Below are 16076 nucleotides of genomic sequence, written 5' to 3'. Positions count from 1 at the left end.
GATATAAACTTCAATATATTTATATATTTTTAATATATTCTAGATAAGAATCTATGGCTCTATTATTGCTTGGAAAAAAGTACAAATCATATAAATTCGTTGCTTTATAAAAATAGATTTAAAAAAATTTATTATTGGGAATGTAATATGTTTTATAATAAGTTGACGAATTTAGACATCGATTCTATTGATGTGCTATCACACATAGCTAATGTGAAATGAAATTCAGTGATAATCAACAGAATATGTACATTCATATTAATGAATGCCGATCTTTAAGTTAAAAATCAATATGTTTTACTCACTTACAATAATGAGATATTGTTATATTTTCTTCTGTTAGAAACTTTTATTACTAATATTAGTATTAGTTAGTAAGCATTACTAGTAATTATGTGCTTTTAAAAAAGATATATACCTTATAAATAGAACAGTATAAGAAAATAAAATACTTTATATGATTTTCGAAGCAAGAAATAATATTTATTACAATGAAATGCTTAACTTTACTTTATTGAGTAGCTAGATCCTAATAAGTAGAATAAAACAATGAACACAGCAATCAAATTTCAAAAACAACATCATCAATTAGCATTGAGTATTTTTACTGCTACTAATTAATAGTAATGACAATGTAGTGCATGATAATTAAGGAAAGATAAATGACCGTTAGTAAGGTCCAACTTAAAGCGATTTCTTACTTATTGGTATTTTTATTTATTATTATGATTATTCCATTACATCTATTTCCTTGTTTTGTTGCAGGATTTTTAGCTTATGAATTAATTATTTCTTTAACACCATGGTTTGAGAGTTTTGTTGGCAGTGACCGTGCAAGATGGGTAGTAGTCACATTAATTGCTGGATTTGTTGTAATAGCTATGATATTTGGAATTACTAGTTTAACTGGTTTTTTAAATTCTGGTGCAGAATATCGTATTAACGTTACATTAGCAATTAATCGTATATTTTCTGAACTTAAGAATCATATTCCTGATTATTTACCTTCTTTTTTTCCCGAAAGCGCAGAAGAATTAAAAGAACAAATATTCACGTTAGTGGAATCCAATTTAATCATTATCCGTAACATGAGCCGTACTGTTTTACATGGATTAGTTACCATTTTCGTAGGATTGATTATTGGATCAATCATTTCATTAAATAAACCTTCGAAATATACAACATACTTTATACAACAGTTATTGGAACGATTAGATTATTTATCTAAAGCATTTCGTAGTATTGTGTTTGCTCAAATTCAAGTATCATTGATTAATACTCTATTAACATCTATTATGATTTTAGTCATATTGCCTATGTTTAATATATTTTTTCCCATGTATAAAATGTTAATTTTTATGACTTTTATATTAGGTCTATTGCCTATTATTGGTAATATTCTTTCCAATATTATGATTATAATTTCGGCTCTTTCCATTTCATTTACCGTTGGAGGAGTTATGCTACTATATCTTATTCTCATTCATAAATTGGAATATTTTTTGAATGCTAAGATCATCGGTAGTCGAATTAACGCCAAATCTTGGGAATTACTTTTAGTAATGTTGATATTTGAAGCTCTATTTGGCATTGAAGGATTGGTAGCAGCACCAATTTACTATGCCTATTTAAAAACTGAACTTCGGGCCCAGGATATTATATAATCACTAGTTATATAATTATATTAATGAATTAAAAAATCAAGAATAATATAACTTTTTTTATAAAACATTAATTTTATTACTCTAAGCTTAATTCGTTCATGGTAGTAATACTAAATCCTCCATCAACATGAATTATTTCGCCAGTAATACCTGCCGATAAATCAGAGCATAAAAAAGCAGCGACATTACCAACATCTTGAATCGTTACCATTCGTCGAATAGGTATAACTGATTTATAATAAGAAAACATTTTTTTAAAATTTTTTATTCCAGCTGAAGCCAATGTTGGAATCGGTCCTGCTGAAATAGCATTAACCCTTATGTCTTGTTTACCCATAGCATTAGCCATATAACGAGTATTAGCTTCTAAAGAGGCTTTAGCAAGACCCATGACATTATAATTAGGAATAGCACGTTCTGCACCTAAATAGGTTAGAGTGAGTAATGCGGAATTTGGATTTAGTATAGCACGGCTAGCTTTTGCCATGGCAACAAAACTATAAGAACTAATATCATGTGCGATTACAAAACCTTCTCGGGTTACAGCATTTACATAATCACCATCTAATTGTTTACTAGGCACATAAGCAACAGCGTGTACAAATCCGTCAAACGTTGGCCAAATGTTAACTAATTTACTGAATAATGATTCGATACTATCGTCTTGTGCCATGTCACAAGGCAAAATAATATTTGAATGAAAATTCATAGCAAATTCTTTTACTCGCAATTTTAATTTATCATTCTGATAACTAAAGGCCAATTCTGCACCTTCACGGTGCATAGCTTGAGCGATACCATAAGCAATAGAACGATGACTTGCGATTCCTGTAATTAAAATACGTTTTCCACTAAGAAATCCCATAGTATTAATCCTTTTAATCTATTATTTTATATTGTTTCGTATGTTGTATTAACGTATTTTACGATATTACTATGTTACTTCACCTATTTATTTATCTACATAATATCGAGATACGTAATGTCAGTAAAAAATTTTTTCTATTCTAACGCATAATATATGCAGAATTTCATCATCACTACACTGTAACTCATAAAAATTTTTATCAAATTTAATTCGACTTTGTTAGATCATCTTCAATTGAAACAATATTATGTAATATTCTATTTTAATTGTAATTTATCATTATTGTTTAATGATCACTTGCAATATATTAGGTTAATTTAAAGAATAATAGAAATGCTTTATGTTATCGTTTAGCTTAAAATTGATAAGATAAATAAATTTTGATAAAAATATCACTTATATTTCTACTATTTAAAATAGTAATAGGCCAAAGTATTACGACATCTATAATGATGTATCACTTTTTTAACAGATATCTAATAAATTTAGATACTTACTATTAATAAAATACGTTTAAATTAATAGAATTAGCTGGTATAAAACAAAAATTTAGTTTTAAACTATATTATAGAACATCACAAAAACACTAATCTGGCGATTGAAAACCATGATTTTCAAAATAACATTTTTCTATAATTTATATTATTACGAATAAGTTGAATTTTTATTCTTTATACATTGTCGATACACGTTTTGTGATTTTATATTGTAATGATAAAAGTAAAAGTAATTAAAATTAAATTAAATACATCCTATTTGAACAGGATGCTCATCTTAACAATCTACATTGTTTAGTAAATTATTTTTGGTACAACATAAGATAACGTTATCTTATTTTTTTGATAAAGATTATTTTTTAACCTAACATATATTTTATATATCTTATATTTTATATATCTTATTATTATTTACCATGTGCAATAGAATAGTTAAGTAAAACTTAATAAAAACCTTTTCTATAGTTTTGCTAGATGTTTCTGTGCCTGTTTAGCAGCGTCTGCGCTAGGATATAATTTACCAACCTGTTTAAATACTGCTCTAGCTTTATCATTTTGGCCTTTTTCTTGCATTATGATACCAACTTTTAACAAAGATTCAGGCGCTTTAGATGATTGAGGATGTTCTTTAACCACTAAAGCAAAGTAATAAGCTGCACTATCTGAATTCCCTTTTTTATAATTTAGTTGACCTAACCAATAATTAGCATTTGATTGATAAGTTGAATTAGGATGATTTTTAATAAAATTTTGGAATGCGATAATCGCTTGATCATATTGCTTTTTCTTCATTACTAATGAAAGTGCTTTATTATAATCTGTATCGGCATCTCTATGTTTAGATAAATAGAGATCTTTTGCATTCTCTACTAAAGACAAGTGTTTGATATTTTCTTTGGAAGAATATATAGGCGTTTTTATTAGATGTTCTGTTTGTATGTCCACCTGTTTCTTCTGATTCACATATTGAGATAGCTGATATTGATTTTCTTGAATCTGTCCCCGAAGCTGATCAATTTCACGCTGATTATCAGCAACTTGTTGCTGCAATTGAATTAATATCTGACCATGTGCATTAAAAACACGTTCGAGTTGAATCATGCGCCCAACTAAACCAGGTTTGATATCACTAATCGGCGCTTGAGCCATAGCTATAGGATTTGACAAGAAAAACAATAACAATAAATTTGTTGGATCCAATGTGAAATTATTTTTCACAATATGGTTAATATACCAGCACTGCTCGCCGATTTTTAATATAAGCTTCCTCATCATGACCCAGTACGGCTGGTTTCTCCTTACCATAAGAAATAATAGTGATTTGATCAGCAGAAATTCCTTTACCTTGTAAGTAATTTTTTACAGAATTAGCGCGACGTTCACCTAAAGCAATGTTATATTCCGACGTTCCTCGTTCATCTGCATGGCCTTCAATGGTGACTTGATAATGTGGATTATTGCACAGAAAATTTGCATGTGCATCTAATACTTGAGTAAATTCAGAACGTATGTTGTATTTGTCTAAATCAAAATAAATGCAGCTGTGCTGAAGTTTTTGTATTTGTAAATGAGCTCGTTCATCGGTAGATATATTATTATTGCTATTTAGTATTTTTGTACGTAAAGCTGTATTGGTATCTATAGAATTTTCGTCATCGTTATTAGCATTTTTTTGAGTACTGCATGCAGTAATAGTTATTACAAATGTTACAAAAATTAGTTGTTTCAACATATTGCTTATGTTCATCTTGCACCTTTTATATTTTTTTGATCTTGTGATATTATATCACATTTATTTAATGTGTTTCACAAATATGGAGACCAAGCAGGAAATTTGATTTGTCCGTTAATTTCTAAAAGACGTATTTTATAATTTCCATTATTTGATACTAGCTGTAATACGGAATTTACTCCTTGAGTGGTGCTATAAATAACCATTGTTCCATTAGGAGAAATACTAGGTGTTTCGTCCATAAATGTGTCTGTTAAAACCTGAATTGATCCCGTTTCTAAATCTAGCTTAGTAATATGTTGTTCAGCATCTTTTCTACTAACCATAACTAAAAATTTTCCATTTGAACTCACATTTGCATTTTGATTTTGTGTCCCATTCCAAGATAGACGTTGAGGCACACCATCATTAATATTAATTTTGTATACTTGAGGGCGCCCACTTTGATCAGAGGTATATGCTAAAGTTTGATTATCCGGAAACCACGTTGGTTCTGTGTTATTATTACGACAATCAGTTATATGACGAATATGACCTGAATTTAACTCCATTATATATAAATTCAAACTACCTGTTTTCGATAAAGCAAAAGCTAGTTTGGTTCCGTCTGGAGAAAAAGACGGTGCGCCATTATGTCGCGGAAAATTTGTAATTTGACGGATCATTCCATTATCCAATGCTTGCATTAACAAGGCAGATCGACCACTTTCAAAACTTACATAGGCTAGTGTTTTACCGTCTGGTGACCAAGATGGTGACATCAGTGGCTGTGATGAACGATGTATAAGTTTTTGATTAAATCCATCGTAATCGGAAATAAGCAATTCATATGGATATTTTCCACTATTTTTTTGAACTACGTATGCAATACGAGTACGAAAGGCACCCTGAATACTAGTCAATTTTTCAAAAATTTCATCGCTAGCAGTATGAGCAGCATAGCGTAACCATTTTTGCATAACTTTATATTTGTTTTGTGCCAAAATAGTTTTTTGATTACTAGAAGTATCGATGAGTTGATAAGAAACAATATAACTGTTATCGTCAGTATTAGCTTGTACTTGTCCTATGACAACAGCACTTATACCGACTTCCTTCCAAACAGTTGAGATTATTTCCGATACAGTAGTTGGATGTTGCGGTTGATTAAAGGTATCAAGTACATTAAATTTACCACTATTGCGTAAGTCAGCAGCAATAATCTCACTAATATCTTCAGATTTAATAGAATTAAATGATACCCATTTAAATGGTACTACCCCGATTGGTCGTGCTATATCCATTCCTTGGGTTATTTGAATACGTATGCTTGCACATAGTATAGAGCTCCATAAAATTAATAATCCTAATATTGATTGAATTATCCTTTTCATTTCATTTCATCTCCCAAATTTTCGTGAGAGCGCCGAGTCAACGTTACATACATCAGACTATCTAGTCACATAATATGACATTGTACCCTAACGTAATAGAATCTACATAGTAGAACATTACCACATAGTTCTGCTATTGTGGTACGAATTCGAGTATTGCATCTTTAAATACTTCATATACTTGTAAGTCAGGCGGACGTGGAAATTGTGCTGCTTTAGCTGCGGTAATGGCTGCTTGGCATAGTGCTAAATCTCCATTAACAGAAGTAATTGAAAGTAGCGTACCATCAGGTGTCAATGTCATTTTTAAATGACATGTTTTCCCTAAAAAACTAGTATAATCATAAAAATTTTTTTTTATTTCATTTTTAATCATAGTTTTGTAGAAATCAATTGCTTCTGATCTAGCATTGCTACGTTTATTGATATCCAAGTACGGTTTATTTTTAATCTTTTTAAAATTTTTAATATCGGTAAGTTCATTTAATAAATCATCTACTTTTTTAGTAGTTTGTTTAGATAATTCTACAATAGTCTGCTTTTTTACATTATCAGTTGATTGAACTTGAACTGTAACTTTAGGAAGCTTTTTTTGATATCTTTGAATATTTTTACTTATTTCTACTTGTTTTTTCTTAACTTGATTATTTTGATTTGGTTTATCTATTTTTTGCATAGAAAAGTGATGTTTATTAAGTTCTGTTAATCCCTTTTTCTCAGATAATAATGTATTTTTCAATTGTTTTGATTGTTGATGATCCAAATGATTTTCATAATAATGTTGTTGTATTATTTTATCTGGATTAACCATCACAGCATTCACAATAGCAATGTTACTCCTATATTTGTTTATTTCTTTAGGTCGATAAATTGAGCGATAAATTAATGCAATTACTAAAATGAAATGTAACATCATTGATAGAATCATAGCATTTTTAAATTTATGTTTATTTGTAGTAGTATTCAATACAATTTCTTCTTTGATTAACTAATTAGCTAGATACTAACGATTTCTACAATAGAAAACAATCAGATAGGCTGAGTAATAAGACCAACTGACTGAATACCAGCCTGACGAAGCAAATTGAGTGCCTTAATAATTTCATTATAAGGAGCATCTTTAGCTCCACCTATCAAAAAAACCGTTTTAGGATCCTTTGTAATATGAGTACTTATTTCAGTGAGTATTTTTTCAGCAGGCAGATACTCTTGACGTTGATTATTAATGATTAAACTATATTGACCTAAGCGAGAAACTTCAATTATCACAGATTGATAATTATCATTAGTGATAATTTTGGAATTGGCAGAATTAGGTAAGTCTACTTCAACGCTCTGACTAAGAATTGGTGCTGTTGCCATACAAATTAATACTAAAACTAGCAGTACATCTAATAATGGAATGATGTTAATCTCAGATTTAATCTCTCTGCGTGCTCTTTTTCTAATCATAATTAATCTCTTCTGTTCTATATATCATTATTTGAGGATTGACGGTGTAGGATGGCAATGAATTCTTCAATGAAATTGATATATTGTTGCTCAAGTTTATTAATCTTTAAGCTTAAGTTATTAAATGATATCAAAGCTGGGATCGCAGTGAATAAACTTATAGCAGTAGTAATCAAAGATTCAGCAATTCCTGGTGCAATCATCTGCATCGTGGCTTGTTTAATTTCTCCAAGTCGGATAAAAGCATGCATAATGCCCCACACTGTACCGAATAAACCGATATATGGACTAATTGAACCAATTGTTCCAAGAAATGGAATATGAATTTCTAACATTTCTAATTCTCGATTCATTGATATGTACATTGCACGTGAAGCATTTTTAACTATTGTTTCGTGAGTACAACTAGAGGAAGTGCAATGTAATCGAGTAAATTCTTTAAAACCAGAATAAAAAATTCGTTCAGAACCGGTTATAAGATCTCGGCGCATTACGCTATCTTGATAAAGACGGGATAATTCGGTACCGGACCAAAATTTATTTTCAAATGTCTCTATTTCACGAAAAGCGGAAATTAAAGCACGGGAGGATTGGATAATAAATGCCCAAGATGAAATAGAGAGGCAAACTAAAATAAAAATGACGATTTTTACTAAAAATCCTGATTTTAAAAAAAGATCAAAAATGCTCATATTAGTCACTACTTGAACTCCGCAAAAAGACTAAAAAATACAATAAATTCTATTAAAAACAGTTCAACATTCAATGTGAATATTGATATGGCTTGAATGGAAATATGCTCCATTAGCATAAGCATATACAACGTTTTTGAAAAGGTCAGAATAGTTTTTTAGAAGAAAATATTCTTCTTCAATGTGAAAGAAACTTCTGAGATATACAGTGAAAAATATTTTATTATTTGTTCTATACCGTATTAATATAGATAATATGTACGAGTAATAATGAATATTATATGATATTGATATTCAATGTTTGAATATCATCTCCATGGACTTTTTATATTTATTTATAGATGAGAAAAATCTACTAAAAACATTCACTCTGTGATTTAATAATTGTTTAAACAAATTTCAACTCCAATGTGTTTTGGATAAAACTTAAAGTAATAACATGAAAATATGCGGTTTTCTGTTAAATTTAAATTCGTAGTTCAAAGACACTTTGAATACAATGTGTAATTAAATACAATTTTATCATCACTAAAAGATTACGTTAATAATATTACCAAACTAACTTTATTAAAAAAACAAATTAATTAGGCTAATTCATCTTATATTCATTATATAACGTAATTTGAAGATTAAAATATAGCGTTGTAAATCAAGAAATTTAATTTTTAAATTAATTACATACCACCAATTTATCTGTTTTTTATATTATTTGTAGTAATAACGTATGTATTAATTAATTAGAAATACAAAAAAGACTAGTTTTATTATTGTACCGTCTTTTCATCAAGTAAAAATTGTTAATAAATTAAAACGTTAAAGTTAGTATCATGCTTATGATCTAAGATCAATAAAGCACTGTAATTTATTGAGATATAATGATCGAAAAACAGATTCAAATAGGTCGTGTAAGATAAAATCTTTTTAAACAACTGAAATATTATTTCTAGGACTAATACGCATAAAATGCATAATTTGATACATACACTTGTATTGTCATTTTTAATATGTAGTTTTTAATGGAGTAATAATAAATTTATTAACATTGTTCATTTTTCAATGAAAATTGAAGTTTCTAAAAAAATGTCAGTATATAAATATAGTAAATTTCTAATATTAAAACTTATTTATATTGTCCTTGAACATACATTGGAAAAACTATTTCTATATTAAGTTAAAAATTTTGATTTAACGTAATATGCGTGGAATACATTAACAAATTGTGTTTTTAATAGATTAAAACATTAGCATATATATGTCAATTGAAAAACAACTTTTTAATACACTATTAAACATTATTAAACATTATATTGCATTAATATTTTTAATTCAATCTAGCATTTTATAGAATATTTAATTCTATTAAATTATACCGATAGTTATCTAAATTTTATAAATATATAAAAAAATTAAAAATTTTGTTCAACAACGTAATAATATATAAAAATAAAAATTTTAATTATTTATTATATAATAATTATTATATATATATTAATAGCCTCTTATATTAGAAATATTATAATTAGTCAATAGTGTGTTACACATTAATATAATATATTGATATCACGTTGATCTGTAAATCAGCTTTATTTACATAGTTTACTTACATATTATTGTGCATTGTTCACTAGGAAATATAACGAATTATTATAAGTTATGTTGTTATATCATTTAGTTTAAGTACAATATATTATACATAAAATATATTTTTTTTGATAGAGATTTCATTTGGTCTTTGCACCTGAATATTACCGATACTTTTATAGTATAAAATTTATATATTAATTATCCCTATAACATTTTATTAAAATGTTATGATTAATCTCAATATGTTAATATAAACCATACAGTAATAAAGGTTGCTTGTATCAACCCAACATAATAACATTTACAGAACTCAAAGGTTAGTATTAAAAAGTTATAACGTACTTAATCTTGCCTGTTCATTAACGTTTAATTATAAACTAAATTAGTTTCTTCTTATAATCTTCTATAAGAGCTTATAAAATACTCAAATTATTAAAAATTTCTATTTGTTGAATAGAAAAAATTTATATAGAATGTTAAGATAATATCTTTATCAAATAGTATAAATCATTTTCTAGAAAACACCAAATATAAATGATAAAATCATTATTTTCATATTCTAATTAAATAAAACAAAAACTAGCATTTATTTTAAATAAAGAACTGATATTAGTTTAATTGCTTATTATATATGATAAATCATAATAAGAAGATTAATGGTCTTTACGTTTCTACATATTAATTACATAAATCTTTATTTAAGTTAATTTAATAAAATATCTCCATATATACGTAATTTTTAGTTAAAAAATCAATAGAAAATTAAAATAAATGATTTTATGGATTCAACAAAAAAAGTCCGTGTAAAACATATATGATACCAACCAAATACGAACATAAGTCTGTATCTATCTTGCATTTAAATATATTTGAATCAACGCTATATTGTAAAATTGATTACTCTTTAATTTTAAAAATTTTACGTTTTAAATAAAATTAGCTTAATGTGAACAAGATAAAGAATATCTATTATTTTAGATTGTTTAATCATATGTTAATAAATGTTATTTTAACATAAAATGGATTATATACTTAAAATCGAAATATCTTTTTAAAATTTTAGTACATAACAACATACCACTTAATAATCTTTCATTGTTGACTCTCTTCTTTTTTAAGAGAGCAATCGTATGCCTGTTTTAATTATAACATATGTTTAATCACGAATATTTACGTAGTTAGTAATCTTTTAAAAATACTTGTTTTTAATGGATATTAAACTAATTTAATGAAATTAAATTCTTTTTTAAATTATATATTTCTAATATTTTAATTTTATTGATCTTAATCAGTCAATTCAATTTACACTTATATGTGCTATCTATTAATAAATAAAGTACGATGTTAATTAAGAATATAATAACATTTATCTAATATTTTTACATATAAGTGATCATACACAAAAAAATACAAAAAATTAAAATAATCAAAAGCAATTCTTTCCATTTCACAATGAGATTACTTAGTAGTTTTGAGTTGTCTTTATGTTATTAAATGTTTTATTAGTTAATAATTATTAACACTTTTATGGTTTTTTAAAAAAAATTTTGGAGTATAATATACTTTTCAAAACATTACAAATATTTAATTTCATACTGAGATATTTCTAGTATATTAGAAATAAATAATAAAGATCTTAATATATTCATTGTTATGATTATCATAAATATAAAAATAATAATTTAGGCGATCCATTTTTATTTTATATGACAATAAAATGCATTTTCGCCATATATCTTATCATGACGAAATTGAAAAGGTGGAAAAGGTAATTCAATGGAATGTTCTCGGTATCCTGCTAACACAAGAATATGTACCTGATGGCGTAGTGGCATACGGTGTCCCATTTCAGCAGCGTACATACGCAATTCAAACAAAGGAAGTCCTTGCTGTAAATCAACTAAAAATACTTCTGGTGCTGGAATCTCTAAAACTAAAGGACATTGACGTGCTGCATGTACTAGAATATGGGTGATCTGTTCAATATTAGCTTCTGCAGGAGCCGGAACGTTTAGTACGACACGTGTGACTGTATCCGACAATGACCAATTAACAAATTGTTTAGTAATAAAAGTTTTATTAGGAATAATAATCTCTTTTCGATCCCAATCGGTAATGGTTGTAGCTCGAGTATTAATTCGAGTGACATTACCAGTCAAATTATGAATTGTAATGGTGTCACCGATCCGAATTGGTTTTTCAAATAGAATCATCAGACCAGAAATAAAATTAGCAAAAATTTCCTGTAAACCAAATCCTAGCCCTACTCCTAAGGCTGCAACCAACCACTGTAATTTAGACCACTCAATACCTATCATGGCAAAACCAATTATTCCTCCGACAATCATAAGAGCATATTTTGTCAGAGTGGTGATAGCATAACCAGTACCTGGCGTAAGATCTAAATGCTGCAATAGCGCAAGTTCTAAAAGAGCAGGAAGATTTCGTACCATCTGAGTTGTTATGATTAAAACTAAAATAAAAATTAAAACAGCACCTAATGTAATCGGTTGCACGTTATCCACACCTTGTATGGTATTAGTTGCATCCCAAAGAGTAATATTCTCTAAAAACCCAAATGCTGAATGTAGCTCAGACCATAATAATATCACAGATATTAGTGCAATTAATGCTAATATGGAACGTACAAGTTGTAGAGATTGAGCACTGATAGTATCAAGATCTAACACTTTTTCATCTACTTCAGCAGCAGCTTCATTCAACTGTGATTGAGATAAATCTTCATTGCGTGCTCTTTGTGCAAGCATTTCTGCACGTCGTTGTTTGGCACGTTCAAAAGCAATACGTCGACGTTGAATAAACATCCAACGTCGGATAATGTGATAAATAATCAGCAATAAAAACCAAATAGCCACTGACGTTTCCAAACGTGCCAATAGGGCTTGTGCAGTAGCTAAACGGCCTAAACAAGCTGAACACGCTGCAACGATAGGTGCACAGATCATCAAATTCCATAAAGAACGATTTACAACATTATCTTTTGCTGCATACTTGTCCAAGTATAATAACAATCCTGCACGTTTTAAACTGCTAGTTACCAACGATAAGCAAGCACAAAACAACACAAAACATAATCTTCCCAGAGTGCCAACAAATTCCCGATCGCTATAATTATCAAAGGTAATCAGCATCATCATTAGTGGAACGATCATTCCAACAGATAATGTATAATGACGCAATGCACGTTTTACTTGTTGCTGTGGCCATCCAAAATGCACTACAAATAATCCAAGAGGATGCGCAAAATAAGCACATACCATGAAAGCTAATAATACTGGTACTGTAGCACTCACACCATATCCAATAGCTACTGCCACTGGGTAGGGCCAAGCATGACGTAAACCGTAGCCTAATGCAGCCCACAATACCGGAAGCGGTAACGCTACTAATATAGACCAAAATACGTTATGTAAAGTTAAGTAAAAATGGTCCTGGTTAACTTTTCCCACTCGTCCGCTAGAACGTCCAAGAAATGTATAGTAATGACGGCGTGAACTGAGACTAAAACCAACTAATAGCAAAGCACAAAATATTAAAATTAGTGTTTCCTGGCTGGTAAACATCATAACAAGTGCATTAGTAATCTGATTAAATGTATCCAACGTTAGCAATCGACGCAAATCTTGACCTACTTGCAGTGGAAAAGATACGCTAATTGGATTGACATCAGCTACCCAAAAAAGATATCGGTGAGCGGCTTCCTTAATTTCTTTCATTGCTTCTTCAAGCTGGCCATTAGCAACTTTAAGTTTGGTTAATTCTACAATTTGAGTATCGCAACCAGTTAACAGTGAATTAAGTACATTGCGCTGGATAGCCAATTGTGTATCAAGAATATGTCGATGTTCTGGAATCAGATGTAAACTATCATTTTCTATGCCATGAGTTAATTGAGGTAGTTTATTCATTAATTCTTCAAAATGAAGGCGCTGAAAGCGCAACTGTGCCATATCGCTATCAAGCTGTTGTGATTTCGGCATCTCTGGTAGTCTAGATACTTGAGCTCGTAGGGTTTCTCCTAAGGCTGGAGACTCTCCAAGCCATTGTGCTTGTTCACGTAACGTGCTTAGTGCCTGGCGTACCTGTAAGATTTGTGATGCGGCTTGGCGTTGCTGTGAAGCAATAAGATTCATCCGTTGAGTTTGTTTGTTTAGTGTAATAGAGAGTTCACGATTAGTTTTAAATAGATCACTGATTGACTTTGGTAACGTTCCAACTTGTTCTGCCAACATTTCAGTATGCTCTAAAGCTTGCTCTGCTTCTTGCTGACGTAAACTGTTAATCTGATTTCGCAGTGTTTGTAAAGTATGATCTACTTGATCATAACTTTTTTTTAAGAATTCGGTGCGTAGTCGAGATAGTGCCTGTCGATTATTAGCGCTTAGTTGTGCAAGATCTAATTCTTCTACTTTTAATTGACGAGTGGTATATTCTGTTTGAAGAGCATTAAATTTTGCTTTCTCCAGTGGAGTTTTAGGAATTGGTAGTGTTTGCAATTGAAGTTTGATATCATTCATTACTTTTCGTGCTTCAGTTCGTTGTTGAGGTAATAAACTGAGCGAATCGCTAATAGCACATGTTTGATCTTGCTCATGTTGTAGCTGACCGGATAAATCTATTAATTGATTGTTAGCTTGAAAAAGTAATTGATTCAAACTTCTTTTAGAAAGGTCTGAATTAATATTGATAGAAGTATCTAAAGTACGATCTTTTTCAATCCATAACTGACGTGTTAGTGTTGAAAAATCATCAATAGCTGTTTGATATTCTTTTATTTTAGCTTTGGACGCTTTTCCTTCAGCAATATTATTTAAGGCCGATTGAAGCGCTTCAATAATAGCCATTTGGTTAGGAGTAGTTTTGCTATCTCGTGTTTGTTGCAAAGTTTTTTTAATCTGATTTTCGTCAGAAAATGCAGCAGTGAAAGCTGGGGTGGCACATAACCATCCAAAAAGAAACAGCATAATCAGGTAAAAAGGTAACATGGCTCTTATTAACCAGAAATTACTGTTAGTATGTTAGTCTTTTTTCACGGTACCGTAGGCTAATTTTTGTCCAACTCGGGTAATACACCGAATGTACAGATGATCACTTAACAATACGTGCTTACCAGAAAAAAGATTAATAACAGTTGATCCAATCTTAAAACGCGCCATCTCCTGTCCTTTCAGTAATACTATTGCTTCAACAGAATCTGCTGTAGGATAAAGCCAGCGTTGAACATTTCGCTTTCGTGGTGGTATAACGGTTCCAGCCCAAACTGTCTCGATACTTCCAACAATAGTTGCTCCGACCAAAATTTGTGCCATTGGTCCAAAATTAGTATCAAATACACAAATGATCCGCTCATTTCGAGCAAATAAATTAGCGATATTCGATACGGTTGTTAGATTAACTGGAAATAAATTTCCTGGAACATGTAACATTTCGCGCAGCACACCATCACAAGGCATATGCACGCGATGATAATCTTTTGGAGCTAAATATGTTGTAGAAAAGTTGCCGTCAAGAAAGTGAGCGACTAGTTCTTCTCTTCCAACTAACAATGCTTTTAAACTATAATGATGTCCTTTTGCTTGAAATATCCATTTATCTTTAATTTGTCCAAATTGAGAAAGTATTCCATCTGCAGGTAATACTAATACATTAGGATCAGTATTAATAGGACGGGAGCCACTGCGTAACGATCGTACAAAAAAATCATTAAAAGTTGAGTAAGTAGCTATGTCTGGTTGTTGAGCTTCCTGCATGTCAACATGGTATATTCGTACAAAAAGCATGATAATACTGCGCGTTAACCACCTACCCTGGCGTTCTGCGCCCCAACCGACTAGCTTTGTAAGCCACAGTTTAGGTAATAAATGTTGGATTACTATTTTTATTTTGTACAGCACAAGGAGCCTCGTACGTTATTAGTTTGTTAAAAGGCTTTTTGTATTCTTGGTAGAAGAAATGAACATCAGTTATTTAATGATTAAACTTCTCATATTATATATATTCAGTATATCTTAGACTAATGGATATCTATTGCAATTAAATAGTGACGTTATTCTTAAAAGACCAATATTTATAAACTGAATTTTCATTAAAATAAAAAATTAATTACATCACTATAACTATAGCAATATAAAATGTTTACATCAATTTCTCTTATTTTCCATCTTTTATCTTTTATATTGTATTTAATTACCAT

Annotated in this window: 10 protein-coding genes; 1 reads left to right on the top strand and 9 read right to left on the bottom strand. The window is 29.6% G+C overall.

Translation table 11 applies throughout. The features are described from left to right. Positions 1-662: 662 nt before the first annotated feature. On the top strand, positions 663-1664 hold the full coding sequence (locus ACICP0_RS02885) for an AI-2E family transporter (RefSeq protein ID WP_395479828.1): 1002 nt from the start codon (positions 663-665) through the stop codon (positions 1662-1664). Positions 1665-1740: 76 nt separating this feature from the next. Here the strand turns inward: ACICP0_RS02885 and fabI are convergent, their stop codons facing one another. The 9 genes from fabI to asd all read right to left on the bottom strand — a co-directional run bounded on the left by fabI (position 1741) and on the right by asd (position 15777). Beyond that, the gene (gene fabI, locus ACICP0_RS02880; protein ID WP_395479826.1) at positions 1741-2529 is read right to left on the bottom strand and encodes an enoyl-ACP reductase FabI; all 789 of its coding nucleotides are present in this window, start codon (positions 2527-2529) and stop codon (positions 1741-1743) included. 959 nt (positions 2530-3488) lie between these two features. Next, positions 3489-4247, bottom strand: a complete 759-nt coding sequence (ybgF, locus tag ACICP0_RS02875; RefSeq protein ID WP_395480259.1) for a tol-pal system protein YbgF — start codon at positions 4245-4247, stop codon at positions 3489-3491. A 7-nt stretch (positions 4248-4254) separates the two neighbouring features. Continuing rightward, positions 4255-4776 (bottom strand): peptidoglycan-associated lipoprotein Pal, encoded by a 522-nt coding sequence (pal, locus tag ACICP0_RS02870; RefSeq protein WP_395479824.1) that lies wholly within the window; start codon positions 4774-4776, stop codon positions 4255-4257. A gap of 59 nt (positions 4777-4835) precedes the next feature. Beyond that, complete coding sequence (tolB, locus tag ACICP0_RS02865; protein WP_395479822.1) at positions 4836-6134, bottom strand: Tol-Pal system beta propeller repeat protein TolB; 1299 nt, start codon at positions 6132-6134, stop codon at positions 4836-4838. A gap of 133 nt (positions 6135-6267) precedes the next feature. Next, positions 6268-7050 (bottom strand): cell envelope integrity protein TolA, encoded by a 783-nt coding sequence (gene tolA / locus ACICP0_RS02860; RefSeq protein ID WP_395479820.1) that lies wholly within the window; start codon positions 7048-7050, stop codon positions 6268-6270. 113 nt (positions 7051-7163) lie between these two features. Beyond that, positions 7164-7586 carry a colicin uptake protein TolR gene (gene tolR, locus ACICP0_RS02855; protein ID WP_395479819.1) on the bottom strand — a complete coding sequence of 141 codons (423 nt, stop codon included), beginning with the start codon at positions 7584-7586 and terminating at the stop codon, positions 7164-7166. 17 nt (positions 7587-7603) lie between these two features. Further along, the gene (gene tolQ / locus ACICP0_RS02850) at positions 7604-8287 is read right to left on the bottom strand and encodes a protein TolQ (protein WP_395479817.1); all 684 of its coding nucleotides are present in this window, start codon (positions 8285-8287) and stop codon (positions 7604-7606) included. Between the two features lie 3272 nt (positions 8288-11559). After that, positions 11560-14868 carry a miniconductance mechanosensitive channel MscM gene (gene mscM / locus ACICP0_RS02845; RefSeq protein ID WP_395479815.1) on the bottom strand — a complete coding sequence of 1103 codons (3309 nt, stop codon included), beginning with the start codon at positions 14866-14868 and terminating at the stop codon, positions 11560-11562. A gap of 33 nt (positions 14869-14901) precedes the next feature. After that, positions 14902-15777: an archaetidylserine decarboxylase gene (gene asd, locus ACICP0_RS02840; protein WP_395479814.1), complete on the bottom strand. Its 876-nt coding sequence runs from the start codon at positions 15775-15777 to the stop codon at positions 14902-14904. Between the last annotated feature and the right edge of the window lie 299 nt (positions 15778-16076).

Origin of the sequence: Candidatus Curculioniphilus buchneri endosymbiont of Curculio glandium (assembly GCF_964275155.1) — a bacterium.
Classification (GTDB): Bacteria; Pseudomonadota; Gammaproteobacteria; order Enterobacterales; family Enterobacteriaceae; genus Curculioniphilus; species Curculioniphilus buchneri.
Note: the sequence above shows the minus strand (reverse complement) of the source record. Positions and strands in the feature narration are given on the sequence as shown.

Coding starts and splice junctions, on each gene's coding strand:
- ACICP0_RS02885 (WP_395479828.1), top strand. CDS start 663: ATGACCGTTAGTAAGGTCCAACTTAAAGCGATTTCTTACTTATTGGTA.
- fabI (WP_395479826.1), bottom strand. CDS start 2,529: ATGGGATTTCTTAGTGGAAAACGTATTTTAATTACAGGAATCGCAAGT.
- pal (WP_395479824.1), bottom strand. CDS start 4,776: ATGAACATAAGCAATATGTTGAAACAACTAATTTTTGTAACATTTGTA.
- tolB (WP_395479822.1), bottom strand. CDS start 6,134: ATGAAAAGGATAATTCAATCAATATTAGGATTATTAATTTTATGGAGC.
- tolA (WP_395479820.1), bottom strand. CDS start 7,050: ATGATGTTACATTTCATTTTAGTAATTGCATTAATTTATCGCTCAATT.
- tolR (WP_395479819.1), bottom strand. CDS start 7,586: ATGATTAGAAAAAGAGCACGCAGAGAGATTAAATCTGAGATTAACATC.
- mscM (WP_395479815.1), bottom strand. CDS start 14,868: ATGTTACCTTTTTACCTGATTATGCTGTTTCTTTTTGGATGGTTATGT.